The organism is Rhizobium leguminosarum (assembly GCF_001679785.1).
Lineage (GTDB): Bacteria > Pseudomonadota > Alphaproteobacteria > Rhizobiales > Rhizobiaceae > Rhizobium > Rhizobium leguminosarum_R.
This window is the reverse complement of record NZ_CP016286.1, coordinates 1,639,644-1,665,696: the sequence shown is the minus strand read 5'-3', so window position 1 is coordinate 1,665,696 and position 26,053 is coordinate 1,639,644. Positions and strand designations below refer to the sequence as shown.

The following is a 26,053-nucleotide window of genomic DNA, read 5'->3' as shown; positions in this document are numbered from 1 at the left end:
ACCGAGAGGATTCCTGGAATGTCTGCCTTGCCTGAGATCAAAATGCCGATTGTACCGATTGTCTCTTGTGATGACAGGAGACAAATCATCCTCCCAGACGCGCCCGCCGAGGTGACGACGCATTTGGAGCGAATCTGGGCCGCCATTCTTCTCTGGCATCAAAAGCGGGAAGGCCGGCGCGCGCTGAGAGGCCTGACGGCGACCGAGCTCAAGGATATCGGTGTGTCGCAGTCCGATGCCGCGCGCGAAGTCGGCAAGTCGTTTTTCTGGGACTGATTATGCAGAACTCAAAGAGTTACAGCGGTCTTCGCGCGTCTGAAAAGACGCGTGGCGCTGTCATCGCCGCGATCAACTGCAGGCCTTGTTGCCGCCGGACCAGCGATTGACGTCGGCGGTGATGCGGCCGGCGACGGGTTCCTGCATCATCGGACCGAAGGCCTGCAGGCGGGACGGGCTTCCCTCAGCCTGCACGACGAGCAGCGGCCGGCTTTCAGGGCTGCCCTTATGGACGAGCAGGATGCGCGGACGGCCGGTGAAAGAATTGAGCTCCGGCGCGAGCTTGTAGGCTGCAAAGGCCGGATCGCCCGATTTGAACCAGCAGGCATTGGCGCCAAGCGCCACGCGTTCCATCGTCGGCAGTGCGGCGCGGTTCGGGCCGGTCGGCGCCGGCGTCTGGCAAGCTGCGACCATGGCTGCGAGAGCGGTCAACAGGGCGGCGTGTGCGACGGAGAGGCGAGGGCGCATCGATTGCTCCAGATCCGAACAGAAGGATTTTCGTGTGTCGAGGTTCAGGCGGCGATGACGTCGAGCGCCGAGGCGAAGAGGCCGCGGCCGTCCGAACCGCCATGGGCGGCCTCGATCAGGTTCTCGGGATGCGGCATCATGCCGAGCACATTGCCCTTTTCGTTCATGACGGCGGCGATATCATTGATCGAGCCGTTCGGATTGGTGCCTTCGGCATAACGGAACACCACCTGGCCATTGCCTTCGATCGCAGCCAGCGTCGCATCATCGGCGAAATAATTGCCGTCATGATGGGCGACCGGGCAGCGAATGACCTGTCCTTGCGCATAGGCGCGGGTGAAATCCGTCTCGGCCTTGACGACTTCGAGTTTGATCTCGCGGCAGACGAATTTCAGCGAGGAATTGCGCATCAGCGCGCCGGGCAGCAGGCCGGCCTCGACGAGGATCTGGAAGCCGTTGCAGACGCCGAGGACCTTCACGCCCTTTGAAGCCTTGTCGATGATTGCCTGCATGACCGGCATGCGGGCTGCGATCGCGCCGCAGCGCAGATAATCGCCATAAGAAAAACCGCCGGGGATGACGATCAGGTCGACATCGGGGATCTCGGTTTCCGTCTGCCAGATCGTCACCGGTGGCTGGCCGGAGATCTTGGTCAAGGCGGCGATCATGTCGCGGTCGCGGTTGAGGCCCGGAAGTTGAACGACGGCTGATTTCATGGGGTCCCTGCGTTTCGCGAAAGATATTGAACTGGAACGCTTTCGGCGAGCCATACTCCATTGTCGGAGACAAAGAAAGAATGACCCTCTGAAAACATGCGGGCCGCGTCCACGCGCAGGATGAGATGTTCACCCTTGCGGCGCGCTGCGACAATTTTCGCCGTTTCGACATCCGCCGACAGATGAACGTAGTGCCGCTGCATCTTCTGCAAACCTTCGCGCTCGATCGACTCCCAGTTCGTCAGAGACGTGCCGTGAAAAAGAGCGGCGGGCGGTTCGACCTGGTTCAATGCGAGATCGACGTCGACGCTATGACCTTGGTTTGCGCGAATTCTGTTATCGGTAAGCGTGAAGCGCTTCTTTGGATTGTTTTCGACGATCTCGATAATATCAGCGCGGGAAACGTCGTATTTCGACGCCAACGCTTTTTCGAGCTCATCGAACGACACCCAACCCTCGCTATCAAGCGTCAGGCCAGCAGCATCAGGCGCATGACGCAAAACATAGCTCATATATTTCGAGACTTCCGTCTCCAGCTTTGCTTTCATCATGACGCCAAATCCTCAAAGTCCGCCGGACGACGGGTCTGTGATCATCAGTCGATCGCGATTGCGTAGTTCTCGATCACCGTATTGGCGAGCAGTTTTTCGCACATGGCCTTGAGGTCGGCCTCAGCCTTGCCCTTGTCGGTGCCATCAAGCTCCAGGTCGAAGACCTTGCCCTGTCTTACATGGCCGACGCCCGAGAAGCCAAGGGCACTGAGCGCACCCTCGATAGCCTTGCCCTGCGGATCGAGAACGCCGTTTTTCAGCGTGACGGTGACACGAGCCTTGATCACTTTGTCTTTCCTGCCTTACTTGACGAGAACCGGGCCTGTGCCGCGCACAGGCTCGTTTTCATTGATGATGCCGAGACGGCGCGCGACTTCGGAATAGGCTTCGAGCAACCCGCCGAGGTCGCGGCGGAAGCGGTCCTTGTCCATCTTCTCGTGGGTTTCGATATCCCAGAGCCGGCAGCTGTCCGGCGAGATTTCGTCGGCGAGGATGATGCGCATCATATCGCCTTCGAAGAGACGGCCGCATTCGATCTTGAAATCGACGAGCTGGATGCCGACGCCGAGGAAGAGGCCGGTCATGAAGTCGTTGACGCGGATGGCAAGCGCCATGATGTCATCGAGTTCGGCGGGATTTGCCCAGCCGAAGGCGGTGATGTGCTCTTCGGAGACCATCGGATCGTCGAGCGCGTCGGACTTGTAATAGAATTCGATGATCGAGCGCGGCAGCACGACGCCTTCGTCGATGCCGAGGCGCTTGGCGAGAGAACCGGCCGCGACATTGCGCACGACGATCTCCAGCGGGATCATCTCTACTTCCTTGATCAACTGCTCGCGCATGTTGAGCCGGCGGATGAAATGAGTAGGGATGCCGATCTTGTTCAGGTGGCTGAAGATATATTCGCAGATGCGGTTGTTGAGTACGCCCTTGCCATCGATGACTTCGTGTTTCTTCTTGTTGAAGGCAGTGGCATCGTCCTTGAAGAACTGGATCAAAGTGCCCGGTTCCGGCCCCTCATACAGAATCTTTGCCTTGCCCTCGTAGATACGGCGGCGACGGTTCATCGTGGTCATTCTCTATTGTTGGCGCTCTTGGGATAGCGCGAGTGGATCGATCTCGTGGCGTCCCCTTAAAGGAAAAGAGAGGGTTTCACAATCCGCCTGTCGCTCCTTCCCCGGTTTGACGATTCTGTGGCCCCGGTTTCAAGATTCTGTGGCCCCGGTTTCCGAATTTCGCGGCCTTGGATTCCAATTTTACGGAATACCGCCAAGAGAATCGAATGAATTCGCAAGAGGAGTTTAGCGCCTTTTCCTCTACGGTGGAATGAAGGCGAAATGGCGAGCCGTTTATGCAGGTTTTTATTTGGCGGCTCTGCTTGGCAGCGCGCGGCGAAGCTGCGCCTGCAAGGCGCGAGCGGCGATTTGCCCGTGCCGCCAGTTTCCGGAGCGGATGAAGGAGGGGATCTGCATGGCCGGCATCGGCCGGGCGAGCGCGTAGCCCTGCAGCGTGTCACAGTCGAGTTCTTCGAGAATGCGGATATGCTCCGCCGTTTCGACGCCCTCGGCGATGACGAGGATGTTCAGCGAGCGGCCGATATCGATGATCGAGCCGACGAGTTTGCGCTGCTCGGCCGATTGCGGCAGCATGCGGATCAACTCGCGGTCGATCTTCAGCGTCTTCGGGCTCAGGCGCAACAGGCTGACGATCGAGGCATGGCCGGTGCCGAAGTCGTCGATCTGGATGTCGATGCCGAGCTTGCGCAGCTTTTTCAGGTTGGCGGCCACCGCCTCGTCGCAATCGTCGAGCGAGATCGATTCCAGCAGCTCGAAGGAGAAGGTGCCGGGCTCGATCTTCAAGGCGCGGAGCTTCTTGCCGAGATCGGGATCGGCGAGCCGCCTGGCGGAGACGTTGACCGATATCTTCGGGATCGGCAGCCCGTCCTTCAGCCATACCTTCCGGTCGGCAATGGCGCGCTCCAGGATCAGGGCGTCGATGGTCGAGACGACGTCGAGGTCCTCTGCAATGTCGAGGAAGCGGTCGGGGGTCAGCAGCCCGTGCACCGGGTGCTGCCAGCGTGCAAGCGTTTCGACGCCTGCGACATCGAGCGTGCGGGCATCGAACTGCAGCTGATAGAAGGGCACGAATTCATTGCGTTCGAGGCCGATCAGGATCTCGTCGGCAAGGTGCTTCGCGGAGATGATGTCGCGGCGGGCAGAGGCCGAGAAGAACTCGAAGCGGTTGCGGCCCAGGCCCTTGGCACGATAAAGGGCGATATCGGCGTCGAGCAGCATCTGCTTGGCGTCGAGCTTCGGTCCGCTATCGATGGCGATGCCGACGCTGGCGCCAAAACGGCAATCGTGCCCCTCATATCTGACGGGTTTGCGCAATTCGCGGATGACACGTTCGGCAAGGCTGGCGATCTTCTTCGATGCGGGATCGACGATGCAGAGGATGACGAATTCGTCGCCGCCGATGCGGGCGACGAAATCGACGGCGCGGACGGACGTTCTCAGCACGCTTGCGGCATGCTGCAGCATGGCGTCGCCGGCCCGGTGGCCGAGCGTGTCGTTGATCTGCTTGAAGCGGTCGAGATCGATATGCAGGATCGCCAGGGCCAGGCCCTTGGCCCGGCATTCCGCCGAGCGGTCGTCCAGCATCTTGTCGAGATAGCGGCGATTCGGCAGGCCGGTGAGGTAATCGTGCAGCGCCAGGTGCTCGATGCTCTCCTTGGCGGCTTCGAGCTCGCGGTTGCGCGCCTCGGCCAGATCCTTGGCGCGCCGCAGTTCGTTGCGCAGCGCGACTTCCTCGGTGACGTCCCAGTTGGCGCCGATCAGCTTGCGGTGGCCGTTGCCGTCGATGAAGAAGGCCGAGCGGGCGCGGATGACGCGTTCGGCGCCGTCGCCGCGGATGATGCGGTATTCCTGCTGGAAATCGCTTCCACTTTCGACGCTACGGTCGGACAAGCCAAGCACGCGTTCGCGGTCGTCGGGATGCAGGCTTTTCGCCCAGGCGTCGCTGGCGATCTGGCGTGAGGCGCCCTGCAGCCCGTAGATGGCAATGAGGCGGTCGTCCCATTCGACGCTATCATGCTCGATATCGGCCTCGAAGACGCCGATGCGGGAAATCTCCAGCGCCAGATCGAGCCGGCGCGACAAACGCGACAGCGTCTCCTCGGCTTCCTTGCGGGCGGTGATATCCGTATCCGTGCCGATGATGCGCGTCGGCACGCCGTTCTCGTCCCATTCGACGCATGCGCCGCGACACTCGATCCAGACCCAGTGGCCGTCCTTGTGGCGCTCGCGATATTCGAAGACCTGGTAATTTGGATCGCCGGCGTTCTGCCGGTCGATTGCATGGACGACGAAATCACGATCGTCGGGATGAACGAGCTGCAGCCAGGCCTCGTAATCGCCGTCGGCTTCCTCGTCGGGCGCCATGCCGCGGATGGTTTTCCACGTCGGCGAGTAATATTTCCGGTCGAGACGGTAGTTGTGATCCCATACGCCGAGACCAGAGCCGACCAGCGCATAATTCCAGCGGCTCTCCCGCTCGGTGAGGTCGGAATCGTCGGTTGGCCCATTGCCGATGCCTGCCTCAACCGCTGCGGCATCGCCATGCGGATCACCGGCCTCTGTACGGGCTTTCTTCACGGGCATTCTCGCTTATCTCACCTCGGCGCAGTCTGCTGTCATTCCATTAAGAAAGACTTAGAAAGCACTTGCTCAACAAGCGAGAATGCGGGTTTTCCTCAATCAGCGGAGAGCCGGCCGAGGAACTGGGCAAAGACCATGGTGCCTTCGGGCCAGGGGCCATGACCGGAATCGGCATTGATGTGGCCGGCTTCGCCTGCATCGACGAGGAAGGAGCCCCAGCTGCTGGCGACATCATCGGCATGCTCGTAGCTGCCGAACGGATCGTTGCGGCTGGCCACGGTGATCGACGGGAAGGGCAGCGGATCGCGTGGATAGGGGCCGAAGGTCATCAGGTGCTTCGGTCGAATGTCGGGATTGGCGACATCGGGCGGGGCGACGAGGAAAGCGCCCGCCACCCGGTTGCGGAAATGCGGGATGGCATGGATCACCGAGGGGACGCCCAGCGAATGGGCGACGAGAAGGACCGGGCGGGTCGAGGCGTTCACCTCCTCGGCGATGCGGGCGATCCAGTCCTCGCGGACCGGCTTCGTCCATTCGGCTTGTTCAACGCGCCGCGCCGTGCTGAGCTTTGCCTCCCAGCGGCTCTGCCAGTGGCTCGGGCCGGAATTGGTGTAACCGGGGATGATGAGGATATCTGCGTCTGAGGCTTTCATGATGCCGCCGATGTGAGAAAGCTGGTCCAAGATGTCAAGAGGGGGATGTCAAGGGAGGGAGCGACACGGGCCCTGAAAGTTGCTATATTCCTCCAGTGCCGGTTGCGGAATTCGTATCGGCTTGCCCGCCGATATGCTTTCCGCCGCCGATCAAGTCTCGGCTGAGGAGGAGAAAGCCATGGCGGCATTTCACGTCATGACGGGTGCAAGCGAAAGCTTAGCGCGGCCCGTCGTCAATCGCATCGGTATCGCCGACGTCTTCGACGCGCTGAAGCGCGGATACGATGATTTCATGGAGAAACCGTCCCACTATGTGTTCCTGTGCCTGATGTACCCGATCGCCGGCGTCTTCCTGACGCTGTGGACCTCAGGCGCCAATCTTTTGCCGATGGTCTTCCCGCTGATGGCAGGTTTCGTGCTGATCGGCCCGATCGCGGCGATCGGCCTTTACGAGATCAGCCGCCGGCGCGAGGCCGGCCTCGACGCGTCCTGGACGCATGCGCTCGACGTGCGCCATTCGCCGGCACTGCCGTCGATCGTCGCGGTCGGCTTGATGCTCTGCGGCCTCTTCATCGTCTGGCTGGTGACGGCGCAGACACTCTACAGCAACCTGCTCGGCGAGGTCTTTCCGCGCAGCATGGGGGATTTCTTCCGCCAGGTCTTCAGCACGTCGGAGGGCATGCAGCTGATCCTCTGGGGCAATCTCATCGGCTTCGTCTTTGCGCTCGTCGTGCTGGCGATCACCGTCATCACCTTTCCGCTGCTGCTCGACCGCGATGTCGGGGCGGTGGCCGCCGTCACGGCGTCGATCCGCGCGACGATTCTCAATCCGGTGCCGGTGCTGCTCTGGGGCCTGATCGTCGCCGCGCTGCTCCTCATCGGCACGATCCCGGTCTTTGCCGGGCTTGCGCTGGTCATCCCGATCCTCGGCCATGCGACCTGGCATCTCTATCGCAAGCTGATTGGGAGGGAAGGGGAAGTCACAGCATAACCACGGCCTCGCCTGCGGGCAATTCCGGACCCCGAGGGGAATATCGGATCCCTTGGGGAATCTGGGATCCCTGGGGAATCTAAGATCCCTGGGAACCTCGAACCTGCCTCGGAGTTTGTTTAACCGGAGCATGATGTCGTCGACATCATGCTCCGGAGGCGTCGAGGGAGGATTCCAGAGGTGACGATGAAGCATCTGTTTGCCCGCTTCGCAACCAAGACATCGGAATGGGCGGGCAAGCCCGCCGCCTTCATCCTGGCGCTGACGGTTGTCGTCATTTGGGCCTCGCTCGGCCCCTTCTTCGACTATTCCGAAACATGGCAGCTAATCATCAATACCGGCACGACGATCATCACCTTCCTGATGGTCTTCGTGCTGCAGAACGCCCAGACGCGCGACACGCGGGCGATCCAGGCCAAGCTCAACGAAATCATCCTGACCAGCCATGCCGAGAACCGTTTCATCGGCATCGAAAATCTCGACGAGGAGGAGCTGAAGCGCCTCAACCAGCTGGTCGCCAAGGCCGCCAAGGGCAGGGGTGAGACGGAGGCTTGCAGGGTATCGGAGTCAACCGAAGCGGCAAATGCGGCGCCGTCGAAAAAGGCGGAGGCGCGGAAACGCTCTGTTGCCGCCAAAGCGCCGAAGCAGAAACAACGGCCGCTTGAGAAAAGCTAAACTATGAAATACAATCGGCACTTATATTCAGTTCATTAAATCCAACTCGGCAGGGGAAAATGAACGACTCCCTTCTTAGAGAGCCGCAGGTCGAGCTGTTCTTTCAGGCTTATTTCATAGGAATGACATTAGGTCATTTGCCATTTTTCTTCGAAGATATCGGATTTATCGCGTTTATTCCAAAGTTTATTGTTTCGCTGCCAATCGTTTTTGTATTGTTTATTTTTTATCGCGTTAAATACATTGAAATAAATTCACGGCCATTTCTTTGGTCATCAATCATTTTTATAGTAATTTTGTTGCTGATTGTGGCGGCTTTCTTGTTGTTGTCAGGTGGAAGTATTCAGAGGCTGACCTTGTTAGCTTTTTTCCTAATTATTTCTGTGCCTTCTGTCCTTGTCGCATGCATCTACTTTCCAGTTATGATCAGGCTGCGACTAAGGAAAGAAGCCGTCTGATAGATTCTCGACGGAGAAGTATGCCGGCAGAAAAACGGCGCCTGCAAGGGCGCCGCTGTATCGTCGATTGCAGGTCCGCTCACGCCGCCCCAAACACGCGCCGGAAGATCGTATCGACATGCTTGGTATGATAGCCGAGGTCGAATTTTTCGCGGATGTCCTCTTCCGACAATGCGGCGCGGACTTCGGCGTCTGCAAGCAGCTCTTCCAGAAAATCCTTGCCCTGTTCCCAGACCTTCATGGCGTTGCGCTGGACGAGGCGGTAGGCATCTTCGCGGGAAGTGCCGGCCTGGGTCAGTGCCAGCAGGACACGCTGCGAATGGACGAGGCCGCGGAATTTGTTGAGATTCTTTTCCATGTTCTCAGGGTAAACCAGCAGCTTTTCGATGACGCCGGCAAGCCGCGACAGGGCGAAATCGAGTGTCACCGTGGCATCCGGGCCGATCATGCGTTCGACCGAGGAGTGGGAAATATCGCGTTCATGCCAGAGGGCGACGTTTTCCATTGCCGGCATGGCATAGGAGCGGACCATGCGGGCAAGGCCGGTCAGGTTTTCGGTCAGAACCGGGTTGCGCTTATGCGGCATGGCCGAAGAGCCCTTCTGGCCGGGCGAGAAATATTCCTCGGCTTCCAGCACCTCGGTGCGCTGCAGGTGGCGGATCTCGGTCGCCAGCCGCTCGATCGACGAGGCGACGACGCCAAGCGTGGCGAAATACATGGCGTGGCGGTCACGCGGGATGACCTGCGTCGACACCGGCTCGGCCTTCAGGCCGAGGGCCTCGGCGACGTGTTCCTCGACGCGCGGATCGATATTGGCGAAGGTGCCGACGGCCCCCGATATGGCGCAGGTCGCGACTTCCTCGCGGGCGGCGACGAGGCGCTGGCGGCAGCGCTCGAATTCGGCATAGGCGAGCGCCAGCTTGACGCCGAAGGTGGTGGGCTCGGCGTGGATGCCGTGCGAACGGCCGATGGTGACGGTGTCCTTGTGTTCGAACGCGCGGTTTTTCAGCGCTTCGAGCAGGCGGTCGATATCAGCGAGCAGGATGTCGGTGGCGCGCACCAGCTGGACGTTGAAGCAGGTGTCGAGCACGTCGGACGAGGTCATGCCCTGGTGGACGAAGCGCGCATCCGGGCCGACGATCTCAGCGAGATGGGTGAGGAAGGCGATGACGTCGTGCTTGGTGACGGCCTCGATCTCATCGATGCGGTCGACGTCGAAGGCGGCGCCGCCGCCCTTTTCCCAGATCGTCTTTGCCGCCGATTTCGGGATGACGCCGAGTTCGGCCAGCGCGTCGCAGGCATGCGCCTCGATCTCGAACCAGATGCGAAACTTGGTTTCGGGAGACCAGATGGCGACCATTTCGGGCCGGGAATAACGCGGGATCATGGGCGGCTGCCTTCACTTCAAGAGGTTTGCTTCATCAAGGTTAGCGCCCCTGTAGCAAAGACGGGCGGCAATCTCAACGCATGCGTTTGGCAAGATGATAGCTGCTTGCGACAAGACAGACGAGGCCGAGCGGCAGGAAGAGACGCAGGCCGATCACCAGGAACTGATAGACTGCGCTGATACTGGTGAAGACGAACTGGAAAGCCCAGACGATACTGCCGAAGGGCGCATGCCAGCGAGAATAGAAGATCCGGTATTCCATGGCGAAGAGGAAGGCGGTCATCAGGATCGTGGCCGTTGTCAGCGTCACGAAAAAAGCGGCAAAACGTGCTTCCGGCGGCCTGCCATAGGCAAGGAAGCGGGCAACCGGCAGGGCGAACGGCCAGGCGAACAGGCCGCCGGCGAAATAGAGTGCGGCGATCTCGGCAAGGCGGCTCGTCTGCAGGCCATTGCGCAGGTAAAGGCCGAGCATGGCGGCGGCGAGCATCTGCATCCCCCAAAGCAACGCGCCGCCGACCAGATCGGGGTAGGGCGGCCGTGCAGCTCTTAGACGATCCATCCTGGAGCGATCCGTCCTCGGGTGATCGGTCCTCGGGCGATCCATGCTCAGGGATGAACCGGAACGGCGATCCAGCGTCCGTTCCTGTCGGCATCGAAGGCCAGGACGAGGGCGATGTGAACCTGGTTTCCGCCTTCAGGCTGATAGACCACGGCGCCACCGATCCGGTATTCGACGGAACATGCGCGCTCTGCGGGAACCGCGGTCGCCTGGCGCGCCGCCTGGCGGTTCGGAGCGCCTTCCTTCTCGATCATCTGCAGGCTGAAGCCGATGACCCGCTTGTCGACTGCAGCGCAATCCTTCGGCGTCGGCACCGGCATCTCGCCGAGCGAGAGCGTATAGGGCGCCTTCGGCGGACCGTCGGTCGCAAGCGTGGTGTAGCGAAGCGTCTTCGAGGGCGAGCCAAGTTCGGTCGGCGGATTGAAGGCGGCGATCAGGCCGGGATTGGTCAGAAGATCGTATTTGTCCATCTGGCTGCGCGCTGCCGTCAGGTTCTGCCGCCGCGCCTTGGAGAGATTGGCGTCCTTGTCGGTCAACTCGGTATGGAAAGGCGTGCCCTCGAGATAGTGGCCGTCTTCGGTATCGATGAAATAGGTGTTGGAGTAGGGAAGGTTGCCGCTCTCCTCGATGCCGAACTCCTGAAATCCGAAGACCTTGCCGTCGGCGGAAAAGCCGATCGGCTGGATATTGGCGATATCGCCGGCAAATGACAGGCCGGGTAGGCCGGCAAATGCGGCAGCAAGCATGCCACCAATGATCATACGTTTGTTCATGCTCGTGCCCCTTCGGCTGCCTGACGCAGATCGGCGACAGTCCGGCGATAATCCTCGACCGTATCGCCCTTGAAAATTGCCGAGCCGGCGACGAGGACGTTGCCGCCGGCGCGCGCGATATCAGGCGCCGTTTCCACCGTGACGCCGCCGTCGACCTCGAGTTCGATCGGTCGATCACCGATCAGTGACTTTGCCGCCGCGATCTTCTTCGCCATCGCCGGAATGAATTTCTGTCCGCCGAAGCCGGGATTGACCGACATGATCAGGATGAGGTCGACATCGTCGAGCACGTTCTCGATCGCGCTGAGCGGTGTCGCCGGATTGATCGTCACGCCGACCTTCTTGCCGAGATTACGGATGGTCTGCAGCGAGCGGTGCAGATGCGGCCCGGCTTCGGCATGGACGGTGATACGGTCGCAGCCGGCCTTGGCGAAGGCTTCGAGATAGTCGTCGACCGGCGAGATCATCAGGTGGCAGTCGAAGGTGGCTGATGTGTAGGAACGCAGCGACTTGATGACATCGGGGCCGAAGGAAATGTTCGGCACGAAATGGCCGTCCATCACGTCGAGATGGATCCAGTCGGCGCCGGCAGCCGTCACGTCGCGCACCTCTTCGCCGAGCCTGGCGAAATCCGCTGCGAGGATCGAGGGGGCAATGCGAATGGGCAGCGTCATCAAATTTTACTCCGTATGGGGTCCATCTGTCCGCGGCGCCCGAATTCAAGGCTGACGCCGCTCATTGCGTCGGCGCGGCAGGTGGAAAAAAGCCGTTGCTCCGCCATTCGAGCAGGCGGTAGGGGTTTTGCGAAAGTTCATGCGCACCGGTGAAGGCGATAGCGCCGACCGGCGTCTGGAATGTCGTGCCGAGAAGCGTTTCCTGGAGGGGCTTGCCCGTCGCAGCTGCGGCTTGCCCCGCCTGGCCGGCAATGAGGGCCGCGGCCAGCGACGGCAGGACATAACCTTCCGGCTCGACGCCTTTGGCGCGCAGCGCATCGGCTGTAGCTGCGCTTTCCGGCAGAAGGGCGTATTCGGGCAGGGCGACGGCGCGCACGCCATCTGCGAGCGGCAGCGGCTGGTTGGCGGCGCGCATGGCATCGCCGCCGAGGATGGACAGCTGGATGTTCTCGGCCTTGGCGTCGCGGGCGATGACGGCGATGTCGTTGCGGTCGCCGCCGATGAAGACCCTGGTGGCGCCGGCTCGTTTCAGGCGGCGGACGAGGGCGATCTGCTGCTCCTGTCCCGGCCGGTAGGTATCGGTAAAGACCGGCTTCAGGCCATTCTGCTCCAGCGCGTTGCGCACCGCTTCCGTCAGTTCGCGGCCATGGATGGTGCCGTCCTCGATCAGGGCGATCGGATCGGCGGCCCAGTCCTTCAGGATCACCTCGATGACCTTTGCCGCCTCCGCACCGTCGGCAGGCGCCGCGCGGAAAAGCGGCCAGCCGCTCTTCAGCGCATCCTCCATCAGGATGCGGGAGCGCACGGAGACGGTGATCGCCGGAATATTGGCGTCCTTCAGCTTCGGCAGCGCTCCTTCCAGCGTTTCGCTGCAGAGAAAGCCGACCGCGACCTGCACCTTGGCATTGACAAGCGCTCCGGCGACCGCGGCACCACTATTCTCCTCGCAGGTCTCGTTGATGGCGACGAGGGTATTTCCGGACTGCTGGATCTCGAAACCGGCGCCGGCGGCAATCTGGGCGCCGAGGAGGGCGAGCGGGCCGTTCTGAGGGGCGACGACACCGATCGTCACGCCGGCCGCATGGCTTTCAGCCGCCGCTCCCAGCAGCGCCAGAAAAGCTGCTATGCCACGCAGGTTGATCATGAAAGGCGGAAATCCTAGCCATCGTCCATGCCCTTTTATCCGCAAGGCCGCGATCGTCAAAGAAAAACAAGCGCAACGCAGCGCTTTTCACCGGTCCTATTGTAGAAAAGGTAACCGATGCTCGCCATATTGGCGCGATGACAAGACAATCCAGGCATATGGCGCGCGCACGGAGAAGCAGGTGTTGAACAGGCAGCATATCGACCCCGGCCTTTATCGCGATGCCATGAGCCGGTATGCCGGCCATGTGCAGCTCGTGACGACGGCGATGGGCGAGCTGCGCCGCGGCGTCACCATCACTGCAGCCTGCTCGGTCTCGGACAATCCGGCCTCTGTGCTGATCTGCCTCAACAACACCAATCCGAAGAACGAGATCTTCTTCCGCAGCGGCGTCTTCGTGCTCAACACGCTTGGCGCTCATCACCAGGCCGTTGCCGACGCTTTCTCCGGGCGCACCGCGCTTACCAATGACGACCGCTTCGCCAGCGCCCGTTTCGACACACTCGTCACCGGCGCGCCGGTTCTCTTCGATGCGCTCGCAGCCTTCGATTGCCGGGTGATCGATATTAAGGAAATGCCGACGCACAATGTCGTCTTCGGCGAGGTTGCGGCTGTCCGCTTCAGCGAAAAGCACCCGGCGCTCATCTATATGAACCGGGATTATCACGCGCTGTAATCCGGCTTGCGGTATTCGAGGAAGCAGAGAATGGACAATGCCGGGATCGAGGAAATGTTTCAGGGGCTCGGGCCAGTCACGATCAAGCGCATGTTCGGTGGAAAGGGCATCTATCATCTCGGACGGATCATCGCGCTCGAAGTGCGCGACGAAATGCTGCTGAAGGCCGACGAGACGAGCGCCCCGGAGTTTGCCGCCGCTGGCTCCACGCAATGGACCTATGAGGGAAAGAAGGGCAAGCCGGTAAAAATGCCCTATTGGTCGATCCCCGACGAGGCTTACGATGATCCCGATCTGATGGCGAAATGGGTGAGGCTTGCCTATGAGGCGTCGCTTCGCGCCGAATAGTTAGCCGCGTTCAGCGGGCGACAAGGCTGCTATCGCCGCCTTGGTGAAGGCCGACAGTGGCGCGGGCAATTCCGTCAGTGGAAACCAGCCGAAATCCGAGAGCTTGTCCGGTTCGGTCAGTTGAGGCTCGCCCTCGACGTCGCGAGCGAGATAGAGAATCGAGATCCAGTGTTGGCGGTCAGCATCGATGATCTGCTCGGTCATGCCGAGCCGTTCGATACTGCCGATCGTCAGGCCGGTTTCCTCTTCGGCCTCACGGCGCGCGGCAGTCTCTGCCGGCTCCATGTGATCGACCTTGCCGCCGACGATATTCCAATAGCCGGCTTCAGGTGATCGCATACGTTTGTAAAGAAGGATCCTGGCGTCGCGCAGAATCACCAGGCCGACGCCGAGACCCGGGAAATCAATGCCGGGCCTGCCCATGGTAATGCTTAGACCTTGGCGCTGCCGGCGATCAGCATGAAGGCCGGGATATCGTCGCCGAAGCCGACCGGGGTCGGGCCGTCGTCGTGGTCGCGATGACGGCGGCGGTCGCGGCTGTCGTCGTTTGCCGGGTAGGGCCGACTGTTGCGCGCGTTGTTCTGCGGCTTCTGCTCTGCTTTGCGCTCGTTCTTCACGATGTCGGCCTTTACTGGTGCTGCTTCAATCACGTCGACGCCATTATCCTGTATGTCGTTATCAGATTTATGACTCGCGGCGGCGCGATTGCCGCGTCCGCGTCCACGATCCTTGTCGCCATTCTCTCTCGGCGCACGATCTCGGCCTGCACCATCTCTGGCGCCACGCTCGCGGCTATTGCGGCGCGGGCGTTCGCTATCCCGGCTGTCTTCTGCCGGCGGCGGCAGCGACGTCAGGTCACCGCTCAACCATTCGACCTTTTCGCCGATCAGCTTCTCAATGGCATCGACGAATTTGGTGTCGCGCTTGGTGACGAGGGTGAAGGCGGCACCCGAGCGGCCGGCACGGCCGGTGCGGCCGATGCGGTGGACGTAATCCTCGGAATGGATCGGCACGTCGAAATTGAAGACGTGGCTGACATCGGGGATATCGAGGCCGCGGGCGGCGACGTCGGAAGCGACCAGAAGCTGGAGATTGCCGTCACGGAAACTCTGCAGCGTCATCGTGCGGGAACGCTGGTCCATGTCGCCATGCAGAGCGCCGACCGAGAAGCCGTGACGCTCGAGCGACCGGAACAGATCGGCGACATCCTTCTTGCGGTTGCAGAAGACGATGGCGTTCTTGAGTTCGGTCTGGGCGCGGACGAGTTCGCGCAGGACGGCGCGCTTTTCGTAATCCTTGCCGTGCGAAGCGACGAAACGCTGCGTCACGGTCGCTGCGGCGGAAGCCGGCTTTGCGACCTCGATGCGCTCGGGATTCTGCAGGAAACGGTCCGCGAGCTTCTGGATCTCCGACGGCATGGTTGCCGAGAAGAACAGCGTCTGGCGGGTGAACGGGATCATCTTGGCGATGCGCTCGATATCGGGGATGAAACCCATGTCGAGCATGCGGTCGGCCTCGTCGATGACGAGGATCTCGACGCCGCTCATCAGCAGCTTGCCGCGCTCGAAATGGTCGAGAAGGCGGCCAGGGGTGCAGATCAGCACATCGGCGCCGCGTTCGAGCTTGCGGTCCTGGTCCTCGAAGGAAACGCCGCCGATCAGAAGGGCGACGTTAAGGCGGTGGTTCTTGCCGTATTTCTCGAAGTTCTCGGCGACCTGGGCGGCGAGTTCGCGCGTCGGTTCAAGAATCAGCGTGCGGGGCATGCGCGCACGCGCACGGCCCTTCTCCAGAAGTGACAGCATCGGCAGCACGAAGGATGCCGTCTTGCCAGTGCCGGTCTGCGCGATACCGCAAATATCGCGGCGCTCGAGCGCAAACGGGATGGCTCCCGCCTGAATGGGCGTGGGGATCGTGTAGCCCGCGTCCGTAACAGCGGATAGCACTTTTTGGCTTAGGCCAAGGTCAGCAAATGTCGTCAAAGGGAAAACTGTTTCCATTCCGTTCGGCCGAGCTCTGAACGAGTCGGCGGGATTGCATGCCGCAATGCAGCGCGACATAGCCCCGAATGGCCGGCAAGTCAAGAAATAGAGACGCCGCACCCATTGCAGAGTGAAGCGTTGGTTACCGGACAGGAGTTACTTGATATAGGTGGCGAGTTTAAGGCCGGCATTCATGAAATAGACTGGATCGACGGCATGGCCGTCCTGGCGCACTTCATAATGCAGGTGCGTGCCCGTCGAGCGGCCGGTACTGCCGGCAAGGCCGATGACGTCGTTGCGGTCGACCGTGTCGCCGACTTTGACCAGAATCTCCGACATATGCCCGTAGCGCGTTGAGATGCCGTTGCCGTGATCGATCTCGACCATGTTGCCGTAGCCACCGGTCCAGCCGGCCGAAATGACCTTGCCGGGCGCCGTCGGGCGGATCCTTTCGCCGGGCGAAAAGCGGAAATCGATGCCGGAATGGAGCGCGAGGCGGCCGAGGAAAGGGTCGCGGCGGTTGCCGAAGGGGCTGGTCACGTCCTTGCCGATAGCGGGATTGCGGAAGGGCAGGGATTCCGCGGTACTGCGCACTGCTTCGAGCCGGGTCAGCGCGCCGTCGAGCGCTGCCAGCGAATTGTTGAAGCCGTCGTTGCTTTCCGGCTCGACATAGGGGCCACCGACGGCATCGTCGTCGTCTTTCCTGGCAGCGGTCTCGGGCATCGGAATCTTGAAGCGGGTCAGCACGGTCTCGATGGCGTTGGCGGCATTGCCGGCATCGCTCGTCAGCTGTTCGACACGGCTGCGCTGGTCCTGTTCGACATCTTTTAGCGACAGCGTCACCTTGGAGAAGATGCGGTCGGCACGGTCGCCGACCGTGTCGGTGGCCGGCACATAGGCAAGCGTCGAATTGTCGGGCGTCGCATCGGCGGGCGCGCCGCTCGCCAGCTGTTTCTCGATCGCCTCGATGCCGCTCCCGGTGAGTGAAGCGCGCTTGTCCTTGACATCGGGTGCATAGGACTGAACGGGCGAAGACGGTGAAGGCGGGGCGCCGTCCTTTTCCGTCAGGCCGGAACTCTCGGCCCGGTCGAGCAGATTGTCGAGCTTGCCATGGCGCGAGGTCAGCGCCATCTGCTGCTCCATCAGCTTGTCGACCTTGTCTTCCACCACCTGCTGGTCGAGAAGCTGGCGGGAGGTGATGCGGTCGACCTGCGCGCGGAGGGCGGCGATGCGGTCTTCATAATCGTGCTGCATGCGGGCCTGGCGGGCCATGGTGGCGCCGATCAGGTCGTCGCGCAGCACGAGATAGGACGTGGCCAGGAGGTAGCCGATCGAGAACACGCCGACGAAGCAGAAGGCAAGTGCTGCCATCCATGGCCGGACCGTCATATGGCGGACCTTGTCGCCGCTTGCCAGGATGAGGATATGCTCCTGCGCCCGCCTGCCGAATACCCGGTGCTGATGTCCGCTGTTCACGCAGGCTCTCCCGATTGATGCTCTACGCCTCTTTCGGAAATTAGACACCGTTATGGTTAATGAATGCTTTCATTGTCGCCGTCGCGTCATAAATTTCAGTGACTTCAAGCGTGGCTGATCGATGCGAGCGATCGGTAGAAGGACGGCGTCAGCCCGGCCTCGGCGCGGGCAAGGTCGTTGAAGGGCGGCTTCAGCGGTCCGCGGAAATTGGCCCGCACCAGCTCCTGGAAGGCCTTTGCCGGATCGCGCTTCTCGCGGGCGCAGAGGAAGCGGAACCATTTGGCGCCGACGGCGACATGGCCTTTCTCGTCATTGTAGATGACGTCGAGCACCGCTGCACTTTCGAGATCGCCGGTCTGGCGCATCTTCGCCTGCAGCGACGGGGTGACGTCGAGGCCGCGGGCTTCCAGAATCAGTGGCACGACGGCGAGCCTTGCCGTCAGATCGTTGCGCGTCGAATGGGCGGCCTGCCAGAGCCCGTCATGGGCGGGCAGATCGCCGTAATCGGCGCCGAGATCGTTGAGCCTGGCGCGCACCATGCGGAAATGCTTCGCTTCCTCGAAGGCGACCAGCATCCAGCCGTCGAAAAAGGAATTCGGCACCTGCTCGGTCGCGAATCGCGCGACGATATCGAGCGCCAGATCGACGGCGTTGAGCTCGATATGGGCGATGGCGTGCAGCAGGGCGATCCGCCCTTTGAGCGTATGCAGCGAGCGCTTCTCCACCTGGGTCGGCGGCGTCAGCACCGGTTTGTCGGGACCGCCGGGCCTGTCGGGCAGGGCTGCATCGAGCGGCGAGCGCAGCGACACCCGGCGGGCGAACCAGCGGGTGGCGCTTTCCTGCGCAAGCGCCGTCTTGCGGTCGAGGTCGGCGGAAGAGATCGCATCGATGGCGCCGCCGCGCAGCGAGGTTATCGTGAGATTCCCGGTCACGCCGCCAGGTTCCTCACGGCCTCGAGCACGGTTTCGGCATGGCCCTGCACCTTCACCTTCTGCCAGATGGTGGCGATCGTCCCGTCCTGGCGAATCAGGAAGGTGGTGCGTTCGACACCCATGAAGTTGCGGCCGTACATGCTCTTTTCCTTCCAGACGCCATAGGCCTGCAGCGTCGTCTTTTCCTCATCCGAGGCAAGCGCCACCGAAAGACGGTGCTTCTTGATGAACTTGTCATGGCAGGCGGCCGAATCGGGCGACATGCCGATGACGGCAGCACCCGCCGCTTCGAACTCGGCTGCTAACGCGGTGAAAGCCAGCGATTCGGCGGTGCAGCCTGTGGTGTCGTCCTTGGGATAGAAGAACAACACGAGCGGCTTGCCGTGGAATTCGGCCAGCGAAACGCGGCCGCCGCCGTCGCGGGGAAGGTTGAAATCAGGGGCCGTGACGCCGATGCCTGGAACCGCCATTGTGAAAACCTTTCTTTTGCCGGGTTTGTGTGGTGACACTTTCTCTCCCCGAATTATATAGTGGACGGATACCCGTCCAGCATGGCCGGGTTCATTTCTTCACGTAAAGGGAGAGCCCGAGGGCGCATGTCAGCCATCCGCGGCGAAAAGGTCACGTTTCGCAAGAAGGATATCGTTGCGCTGGACCGCTTGCCGTCCGCCCAGGCCGAGGATCCGATCATCGTCCATTGCCCGCCGCCGCGTTCGCCGATGCGCCGCACGGCGAAGCTGACCTGCGGATTTCTGGGACTGATCCTCGTTATTCTCGCTGCCATCGTTTTCACCGTCGAGAGCGGCATGTTCGACAAGCCGCTGTCGCAGCAGGCGCAGGCGGCGCTGAATGGCGTGGCCGGACCGCGCTACCGCGCCGAGGTCGGTTCCACCGTCATCCGCTTCACCTCGGATTTCCGGCTGGCGCTCGAAGCGCGCAACGTCAACATGATCGACCAGGAGAGCGGCCAGCACCTGTCGACGACGGGCTCGGTGCGCCTGGGGCTCGATCCGCTGCAGCTTTTCCGCGGCCGCATCGCCGTCGCGGACATCGAAGCGGAGGATATCGCGCTCGATACCGCGCTTCTGCCCTCCGGCAATGCCGTCAAGCTCGACGATCTGCGCATCGACGCCATGCCGGCGGCGATGGAGAAGATCTTCTCGCAGTTCGACATGTTCGACAGCATCGTGACGCGCGGCTCGACCAATTCGGTGCGCATCTCCGGCATCGACATCAAGCTTGCCGATACCGCCAACGGTCCGCTGTCGCTCGTCATCGACAATCTGGTCTTTGCCCATGCCGGTCCGTCCTCGCTGCAATTGACCGGCGAAGTCGCGCTCAACGGCGAAGTGGCGGAGCTCGACGTGCTGGCCGAGAAGGAAGACGGCCACGTATCCAAGGTCGCGGCGACACTCAGGCATGCGGACCTCACGCCCTTCGCGCTGAAACGCAACGATCAGGGCATGATCCGGCAAGGGCTGAGCGCCTTTGCCGATCTGACAGTGTCGGCCACCAGAGCGCGCGATGGCGTGCAGCCGGCGCTGGCGGCGACGATCGACATCGATCCCGGCCAGATCTATGCGGATGGCGATCCGCAGCAGCTGTCGGGCGGGCAAATCAATCTCATCTATGATTTCGCCAAGCAGACGATCGAGATCGCCCGATCGAACGCCCGGTTCGGCGCGACTGCGCTTCCCATCAATGGGGCGCTGATCGATCTCGACAAGCTCGACCCGCAGGCGGGCAAAGGCTTCGGCATCGACCTGCTCGTCAGCGGCGGCACGGCAGCCCCTGGCGGCTCCGGCGAGGAGCCGCTCTCCTTCGACATCCAGGCGACCGGGCGCTACATGGTCGCCGGCCGTGAATTCCAGTTTCCCAACATAACCGTTTCCAGCCCGCTCGGCGCGCTCTACGGATCACTGCACGTCAAACTGGGCGACAAATCGCCGGAGATCAGCTTTGCCGGCCAGTCGGCGCAGTTGCAGACGATCGCGATCAAGCAGCTCTGGCCATTCTGGATGGCGCCCAAGGTGCGCACCTGGGTGCACGGCAATCTTTTCGGCGGCACCGTCACGGACGCCGCCATATCCGTGTTCATACCCTTCGGCAGGCTGGACGAGGCAGCCGGCGGAAAAGGATTGAAGCTGGACGCCAACCAGATCCGCATCGGCTTCGACATCACGGGGGCGCGGATGAACGTCGCCGGCGACATTCCGCCGATCCGCGACACGTCAGCACATTTCGACCTGACCGGCCCGGTTGCGACGATCGCGATCAAGAGCGGTACCTCCTATTTCCCCTCCGGCCGGTCGGTCGGTCTCGGGCAGGGGACGTTCATCCTGCCTGCCACCTACGATAAACCGCTGATGGCCGATATCGATCTCGCGGTCTCCGGAGCGGCGGACGCCGTCGGCGAGCTTCTGACCTACCGGCCGATCCGGGTGCTGCAGCGCGCCGGCTTTACGCCCGATGATCTCAAGGGCCGGATCGAGGCGAATGTGAGGGCCCATTTCGGCCTGCTCTCCTCGCAAAACCCGCCGCCGGCCGAATGGACGGCGGCAATGAAGCTCACCGATATCGATCTTGCCAAGCCGTTTTCCGGCAGGATGATCAGCAATCTCGACGGCACCCTGAACGGCAATCCGAAGCGAATCACGCTTGACGCCAAAGCCCAGATCGACGGCGTCCCGGCCGATATCGATCTTACCGAACCGGTCGAGGCATCCGACACAGCGGCCAAACAACGGGTGATCACCGCGACGCTTTCCGAGGACCAGCGCAACAAGCTGATACCCGGCCTTTCGGGCATCGTCGGCGGCAGCGTGAAGATGGTGCTGACGCGAATCGACGACGACCGGCAGGACGTCCAGCTCGATCTCACCAAGTCGCTGCTCGAACTGCCCTGGATCGGTTGGGCGAAGGGCAGCGGCATTGCTGCCACGGCGGAATTCGAAACGTCCGGGCCGGCTGACAATACCCAGATCAAGAACTTCCGGCTGAAGGGCGACGGTTTCGGCGCCAACGGATCGCTGAACATAGGCAAGGGCGGGCTGATCTCGGCCGATTTCGACAGCGTCAAGCTCTCCTCGCTCGACGATTTCGCCCTGTCGGTGAAGCGCAGCAAGGGCAATTTCGACGTCTCGGTCTCCGGTGCCAGCGCCGATGCGCGGCCGGTCATTGCGCGGTTGAAATCGGGATCGGACGGCGATGGTGATGGGGATGCCGGGGATGCCGGCGACACCGGCGTATCGGTGCGCGCCAGGCTGAAAAACGTCATCGGCTTCAACGACGAGAAGGTCGGCAATTTCCAGGCGCAAATATCACTGCGCGGCGACAAGCTGCAGGCGCTCAATTTTTCCGCCGTGACCGACAGCGGCGAGGCCGTGGTCAGCCAGATGAAGGACGGCGGCGTCATCAACATCACCAGCGGCGACGCCGGCGCGGTATCTCGTTTCGCCGATCTCTACCAGCACATGCAGGGCGGGTTGCTCAATCTGGCAATCCGGCTGGGGGCGGAGGGCGGCTGGGACGGCTCGCTCGACGTGCGCCGCTTTGCGATCGTCAACGAACAACGCCTGCGATCGATCGTCTCGACGCCTGTCGGAAATGAGCAGCGCAGCCTCAACGAGGCGGTCAAGCGCGACATCGATACTTCGTCGCAGCGCTTCCAGCGCGGCTTTGCCCGCGTCGTCTCGCGCAATGGCATGGTCGGCATCGAGAACGGCGTGCTGCGCGGCGACCAGATCGGCGCAACCTTCCAGGGCATCGTGCGCGACCGCAAGGGCAACATGGACATGACCGGCACCTTCATGCCAGCCTACGGCCTTAACCGCCTTTTTGCCGAACTGCCGCTGATCGGCGTCATCCTCGGCAATGGCAGCGACCGCGGCCTGATCGGCATTACCTTCAAGCTGACGGGCAAGTTCGACCAGCCGAACCTGCAGATCAATCCGCTGTCGATCATCGCGCCGGGCGTCTTCCGGCAGATCTTCGAATTCCAGTGAGGCGGGAAGCGGTCACGGCAGAGGTCGTGGCGAGACGTACCTAAATCTCCGTCCGCCTGAGGAGATAGTCGAGGCCGCCGACGCGATACCAACGATAGCCGTATGCATCGAGCATGACGGTATGAAATCCTTTTTCGTCCGCCTTGCTGCTCGCACCATCGGCGATATCGATCAATTGTCGCCCGTCTTCACCGATGTCAGGATCGAAAGTCACTTCCGCCGGCTGCGCATGCAGATTGTGCAGGATCAATACGGAATTGCCGCGCCAGTCATAACGAAGCGCCAGCACGCCGTCGTCGCCGGTGTCGATCACGGAAAAATCGCCCCAGCCGATCTCAGGGGCTTCCTTGCGCATCCGGATCATCCGCTCGGTCCAGTTCAGCAAAGAATTGGGATCGCGCCGCTGTTCGGCAACATTGACATGCTGGAAACCGTAGGGACCATCCTTGATAACGGGCAAGATCGGCTTTTCACTTTTGGTGAACCCGCCTTCCGGTTCCGTCGACCATTGCATCGGCGTGCGGGCGCAATTGCGCTCGGGCATGCCTAGATCGTCGCCCATGCCGATTTCGTCGCCGTAGCGGATGACGGGCGTTCCAGGCAGCGAAAACAGCAGGCTGTAGGCCATTTCGATCCTGCGGTGGTCGCCGCCGAGCATGGGCGCCAGGCGACGACGAATGCCCCTGTCGTAAAGCTGCATGTCCTTTTCAGGCCCGAAGGCGGCAAATACCGCGCCACGTTGGTTTTCCGTCAATCGCCCGAGATCCAGTTCATCATGGTTGCGGAGGAAGAGGCCCCATTGCGCGGTCGCCGGGCGCGGTTTCGTGGCCTCCATCGCCTTCTGGAGCGGCCGGGTATCGGCGCTGGCGAAAGCATAAAACAGCGCCTGATTGACCTGGAAATTAAACATCATCTGCATGCGGTCGCCATCATCGCCGAAATATTCGAAATTGTCCTTCGGCAGGATATTGGCCTCCGCCAGGATGATGGAATCGCCTAGGCGCCACTGCAGGAATTCGCGAAACTTCCTCAGCATATCGAACTGTTCGACAGGCTTGGTAACGTCGGCGCCTTTCGTTGCGATGATGAAGGGGGCGGCATCCATCCTGAATCCGGAGACGCCGAGCTGGATCCAGAAGCCCATGATCTTGAGGATCTCCGCCTGCACCTCGGGGTTCGACGTATTGAGATCGGGCTGGTGATCGTAAAAACGGTGAAAATAATAGGCTTTGGCCTTGTCGTCATAGGTCCAGGTCGTCTTCTGGACGCCCGGGAAGACCATGCCCTGATCGGCATTATCAGGCTTTTTCTCCGACCAGACGTACCAGTCGCGATAGCGCGAGCGCGGATCGCTCCTGGCGTCCTGGAACCAGGGATGGTCCCTGGATGTATGATTGATCACCAGATCGATCAGCACCCGGATACCGCGCTGCTTGGCGCCGTGGGTGAATTCGACGAAGTCGCCGAGCGAGCCATAGCGCGGGTCGACATTGTAATAATCGGAGACGTCATAACCGTCATCGCGACCGGGCGACGCCTGAAACGGCATGAGCCAGACCGCCGTCACACCGAGGCCGGAGAGATAATCGAGGCGCCGCATCAGACCCTGAAAATCACCCACGCCGTCACCGTTCGCATCCATGAAGGTCTCGACGGACAGGCAATAGATGACAGCGTTCTTATACCAGAGGTCGTTGATCATGCCGGGGCTCCAATCCAATCTGGTCGCAAATCCCGGCGGGCGGAAAAGGTTCCGACAAAGTATTCGTTATGCGGGTCGTGGCGCTTTGCAGCGGAGAAGTGCGTGGGCTCCTCCTCGACAAAACCGAATTGAAGCCCAGACTGACAAATTCGGTAGTGACGCTTTGCCTATTTTAGGGAAATCTGATGTACTGTACTGTCCCGGTCAGCAGGCAACGGCCGGTGCAGTGTCGGAGGATGCCATGCAGTGCGTCCGGACAGTTTCTTTTGCATCTGCCGCCATGATGGCCGTCACGATAGCCGACGTGTCGCTTTCTGCGGAAAAGAGCGTGCGGTTGAAATCGCAAGAGGCGGTCATCCGTTCGGACCACGTCCTGATGGTTCCTCTGGACGCGATGATGACGCCGCCGATCTTCTCGATCAGCTGGTGGTCGCGGGTGAAGCCGGCTTCAAGCGTCGATCCGCCGGGCTATCTTCTTAACAGACCAGACGAGATGACGAAGAATACCGGCGGGGAGCCGAACGATCTTGCTCGCCGACCCGAATAGTGAGGTAAAGAAAAGCCGGCGCAGGCGCCGGCTTCGATATTCGGAATTGAAGGCCCTTACGCCGCGCGGCGGATCAGGATGTGTTTCTTCTTGCCGAGCGAAAGCTTGATGACGCCGTCGGCGGTGATTTCGCCGCTGCCGATCATCTTGCGTTCGTCGCTGACCGCCTCGTCGTTGATGCGGACTGCGCCACCCTGGACGTGACGGCGGGCTTCGCCGTTCGACGAGGCAAGGCCGGCACGAACGATCAGCGACAGCAGGCCGATGCCGCCGTCGAGTTCGGTGGCAGGGATATCGACCGAGGGCAGGTTCTCCGAGAGGCCGCCTTCCTCGAAGGTTTTGCGCGCGGTTTCAGCGGCCTGCTCGGCGGCCGGGCGGCCGTGCAGGATCGCCGTTACCTCGGTTGCAAGGATCTTCTTGACCTCGTTGATCTCCGAGCCGCCGAGTGCGGAGAGACGGGCGATTTCATCCATCGGCAGCGTTGTGTAGAGCTTCAGGAAGCGCGAGACGTCGGCATCCTCGGTGTTGCGCCAATACTGCCAGAAATCATAGGCCGAGAGCATGTCGGCGTTCAGCCAGACAGCGCCGGTCGCCGACTTGCCCATCTTGGCGCCCGACGACGTCGTCAGTAGCGGTGACGTCAGCGCATAGAGCTGCGGTGTCCCCATGCGGTGACCGAGATCGATACCGTTGACGATATTGCCCCACTGGTCCGAACCACCCATCTGCAGTCGGCAATCGTAGCGCTTGGTAAGCTCGACGAAGTCATAGGCCTGGAGGATCATGTAGTTGAATTCCAGGAAGGACAACGACTGTTCGCGGTCGAGACGCGTCTTAACGCTGTCGAAGGACAGCATGCGGTTGACCGAGAAGTGCTTGCCGACATCGCGCAGGAATTCGAGGTAGTTCAGCGAGCGCAGCCATTCGGCATTGTTGATCATCAGCGCGTCCTTAGGGCCGTCGCCGTAGTTCAGGTAATTGGAGAAGACGCGCTTGATCGAGGCGATGTTGCCTTCGATCGTATCCACGGTCATGAGCTGGCGCGCCTCTTCCTTGAAGGAGGGGTCGCCGACCATACCGGTGCCGCCACCCATCAGCGAGATGGCGCGATGACCGGTCTTCTGCATCCAGTGCAGCATCATGATCTGGATCAGCGAGCCGGCGTGCAGGCTGGGCGCCGTCGGATCGAAGCCGATATATGCCGTCACGGTTTCCTTCGCGAACAGGTTATCGAGGCCGCTTTCATCGGAAACCTGATGAATGAAGCCGCGCTCTTTCAGCGTGCGGAGGAAATCGGACTTGAACTCGGACATAGGTTTCGTCTCTTGGTGTCTGCTCCGCACCCTATGGGGGCTTGGCGCAAGTTCGTTGTTGTTGATCTGTCGCGGCGCGTTTAGCACTGTTTTTA

27 protein-coding genes are annotated in these 26,053 nt (G+C 61.4%); 8 read left to right on the top strand and 19 right to left on the bottom strand.

Annotated features, from left to right (window positions below):
* Positions 1-18: 18 nt before the first annotated feature.
* Positions 19-276 (top strand): DUF1127 domain-containing protein, encoded by a 258-nt coding sequence (locus BA011_RS08430; protein ID WP_017988467.1) that lies wholly within the window; start codon positions 19-21, stop codon positions 274-276.
* Between the two features lie 72 nt (positions 277-348).
* Here BA011_RS08430 and BA011_RS08425 read toward each other — a convergent pair whose 3' ends face one another.
* The 7 genes from BA011_RS08425 to BA011_RS08395 form a co-directional block, all read right to left on the bottom strand.
* Positions 349-744, bottom strand: a complete 396-nt coding sequence (locus BA011_RS08425) for a hypothetical protein (RefSeq protein WP_065280107.1) — start codon at positions 742-744, stop codon at positions 349-351.
* Positions 745-788: 44 nt separating this feature from the next.
* A complete protein-coding gene (purQ, locus tag BA011_RS08420) occupies positions 789-1,460 on the bottom strand; it encodes a phosphoribosylformylglycinamidine synthase subunit PurQ (protein ID WP_065280106.1) in 672 nt (223 codons plus the stop codon).
* A complete protein-coding gene (locus BA011_RS08415) occupies positions 1,457-2,011 on the bottom strand; it encodes an RNA 2'-phosphotransferase (protein WP_065280105.1) in 555 nt (184 codons plus the stop codon). Before BA011_RS08415 ends, purQ begins: the two co-directional genes overlap by 4 nt.
* Positions 2,012-2,055: 44 nt before the next feature.
* Entirely contained in the window at positions 2,056-2,298 is a 243-nt protein-coding gene (purS, locus tag BA011_RS08410) for a phosphoribosylformylglycinamidine synthase subunit PurS (RefSeq protein WP_065280104.1), read from the bottom strand.
* A 15-nt stretch (positions 2,299-2,313) separates the two neighbouring features.
* Positions 2,314-3,078, bottom strand: a complete 765-nt coding sequence (gene purC / locus BA011_RS08405; protein ID WP_003540062.1) for a phosphoribosylaminoimidazolesuccinocarboxamide synthase — start codon at positions 3,076-3,078, stop codon at positions 2,314-2,316.
* A 294-nt stretch (positions 3,079-3,372) separates the two neighbouring features.
* Positions 3,373-5,670, bottom strand: a complete 2,298-nt coding sequence (locus tag BA011_RS08400; RefSeq protein WP_065280103.1) for an EAL domain-containing protein — start codon at positions 5,668-5,670, stop codon at positions 3,373-3,375.
* A gap of 92 nt (positions 5,671-5,762) precedes the next feature.
* The gene (locus BA011_RS08395) at positions 5,763-6,320 is read right to left on the bottom strand and encodes an alpha/beta hydrolase (protein ID WP_065280102.1); all 558 of its coding nucleotides are present in this window, start codon (positions 6,318-6,320) and stop codon (positions 5,763-5,765) included.
* 178 nt (positions 6,321-6,498) lie between these two features.
* Between BA011_RS08395 and BA011_RS08390 the strand changes: the two genes are divergently transcribed.
* The 3 genes from BA011_RS08390 to BA011_RS08380 all read left to right on the top strand — a co-directional run bounded on the left by BA011_RS08390 (position 6,499) and on the right by BA011_RS08380 (position 8,444).
* On the top strand, positions 6,499-7,311 hold the full coding sequence (locus tag BA011_RS08390; RefSeq protein WP_065282453.1) for a DUF2189 domain-containing protein: 813 nt from the start codon (positions 6,499-6,501) through the stop codon (positions 7,309-7,311).
* A 186-nt stretch (positions 7,312-7,497) separates the two neighbouring features.
* Positions 7,498-7,986 (top strand): low affinity iron permease family protein, encoded by a 489-nt coding sequence (locus tag BA011_RS08385; RefSeq protein WP_065280101.1) that lies wholly within the window; start codon positions 7,498-7,500, stop codon positions 7,984-7,986.
* Positions 7,987-8,045: 59 nt separating this feature from the next.
* Complete coding sequence (locus BA011_RS08380) at positions 8,046-8,444, top strand: hypothetical protein (RefSeq protein WP_065280100.1); 399 nt, start codon at positions 8,046-8,048, stop codon at positions 8,442-8,444.
* A gap of 79 nt (positions 8,445-8,523) precedes the next feature.
* Here BA011_RS08380 and purB read toward each other — a convergent pair whose 3' ends face one another.
* The 5 genes from purB to BA011_RS08355 form a co-directional block, all read right to left on the bottom strand.
* Positions 8,524-9,831, bottom strand: coding sequence for an adenylosuccinate lyase (gene purB, locus BA011_RS08375; protein WP_065280099.1), 1,308 nt, complete (start codon positions 9,829-9,831; stop codon positions 8,524-8,526).
* Positions 9,832-9,904: 73 nt separating this feature from the next.
* The gene (locus BA011_RS08370) at positions 9,905-10,390 is read right to left on the bottom strand and encodes a hypothetical protein (RefSeq protein WP_065280098.1); all 486 of its coding nucleotides are present in this window, start codon (positions 10,388-10,390) and stop codon (positions 9,905-9,907) included.
* A 47-nt stretch (positions 10,391-10,437) separates the two neighbouring features.
* Positions 10,438-11,163 carry a DUF2259 domain-containing protein gene (locus BA011_RS08365; protein WP_065280097.1) on the bottom strand — a complete coding sequence of 242 codons (726 nt, stop codon included), beginning with the start codon at positions 11,161-11,163 and terminating at the stop codon, positions 10,438-10,440.
* A complete protein-coding gene (rpe, locus tag BA011_RS08360; RefSeq protein WP_003559730.1) occupies positions 11,160-11,837 on the bottom strand; it encodes a ribulose-phosphate 3-epimerase in 678 nt (225 codons plus the stop codon). Before rpe ends, BA011_RS08365 begins: the two co-directional genes overlap by 4 nt.
* A 61-nt stretch (positions 11,838-11,898) precedes the next feature.
* Positions 11,899-12,981, bottom strand: coding sequence for a branched-chain amino acid ABC transporter substrate-binding protein (locus BA011_RS08355; RefSeq protein ID WP_065280096.1), 1,083 nt, complete (start codon positions 12,979-12,981; stop codon positions 11,899-11,901).
* A gap of 181 nt (positions 12,982-13,162) precedes the next feature.
* On the opposite strand from BA011_RS08355, the gene BA011_RS08350 reads away from it, so the two are divergent.
* Both BA011_RS08350 and BA011_RS08345 read left to right on the top strand, forming a co-directional pair.
* On the top strand, positions 13,163-13,657 hold the full coding sequence (locus BA011_RS08350; protein ID WP_017960624.1) for a flavin reductase: 495 nt from the start codon (positions 13,163-13,165) through the stop codon (positions 13,655-13,657).
* Between the two features lie 30 nt (positions 13,658-13,687).
* Positions 13,688-14,005: a TfoX/Sxy family protein gene (locus tag BA011_RS08345; RefSeq protein WP_065280095.1), complete on the top strand. Its 318-nt coding sequence runs from the start codon at positions 13,688-13,690 to the stop codon at positions 14,003-14,005.
* Here the strand turns inward: BA011_RS08345 and BA011_RS08340 are convergent, their stop codons facing one another.
* From BA011_RS08340 to BA011_RS08320, 5 genes are all read right to left on the bottom strand, one after another.
* Positions 14,006-14,428, bottom strand: coding sequence for an NUDIX domain-containing protein (locus tag BA011_RS08340; protein ID WP_065280094.1), 423 nt, complete (start codon positions 14,426-14,428; stop codon positions 14,006-14,008).
* Between the two features lie 8 nt (positions 14,429-14,436).
* Positions 14,437-16,002, bottom strand: coding sequence for a DEAD/DEAH box helicase (locus BA011_RS08335; protein ID WP_017960621.1), 1,566 nt, complete (start codon positions 16,000-16,002; stop codon positions 14,437-14,439).
* A gap of 138 nt (positions 16,003-16,140) precedes the next feature.
* Entirely contained in the window at positions 16,141-17,460 is a 1,320-nt protein-coding gene (locus BA011_RS08330) for a peptidoglycan DD-metalloendopeptidase family protein (protein WP_065280093.1), read from the bottom strand.
* 104 nt (positions 17,461-17,564) lie between these two features.
* Positions 17,565-18,392, bottom strand: a complete 828-nt coding sequence (locus tag BA011_RS08325) for a ferritin-like domain-containing protein (protein WP_065280092.1) — start codon at positions 18,390-18,392, stop codon at positions 17,565-17,567.
* Positions 18,389-18,862, bottom strand: a complete 474-nt coding sequence (locus BA011_RS08320) for a peroxiredoxin (RefSeq protein ID WP_020050109.1) — start codon at positions 18,860-18,862, stop codon at positions 18,389-18,391. Before BA011_RS08320 ends, BA011_RS08325 begins: the two co-directional genes overlap by 4 nt.
* A 126-nt stretch (positions 18,863-18,988) precedes the next feature.
* Here BA011_RS08320 and BA011_RS08315 point away from each other — a divergent pair, with 126 nt between their 5' ends.
* Positions 18,989-22,396, top strand: a complete 3,408-nt coding sequence (locus tag BA011_RS08315) for an AsmA-like C-terminal domain-containing protein (RefSeq protein ID WP_065280091.1) — start codon at positions 18,989-18,991, stop codon at positions 22,394-22,396.
* Between the two features lie 40 nt (positions 22,397-22,436).
* Here BA011_RS08315 and BA011_RS08310 read toward each other — a convergent pair whose 3' ends face one another.
* A complete protein-coding gene (locus BA011_RS08310; protein WP_065280090.1) occupies positions 22,437-24,098 on the bottom strand; it encodes an alpha-amylase family protein in 1,662 nt (553 codons plus the stop codon).
* A 241-nt stretch (positions 24,099-24,339) separates the two neighbouring features.
* Between BA011_RS08310 and BA011_RS08305 the strand changes: the two genes are divergently transcribed.
* Entirely contained in the window at positions 24,340-24,645 is a 306-nt protein-coding gene (locus BA011_RS08305; protein ID WP_065280089.1) for a hypothetical protein, read from the top strand.
* Positions 24,646-24,701: 56 nt separating this feature from the next.
* On the opposite strand, the gene tyrS is transcribed toward BA011_RS08305, so the two are convergent.
* Complete coding sequence (gene tyrS, locus BA011_RS08300; RefSeq protein WP_065280088.1) at positions 24,702-25,958, bottom strand: tyrosine--tRNA ligase; 1,257 nt, start codon at positions 25,956-25,958, stop codon at positions 24,702-24,704.
* Positions 25,959-26,053 lie beyond the last annotated feature (95 nt).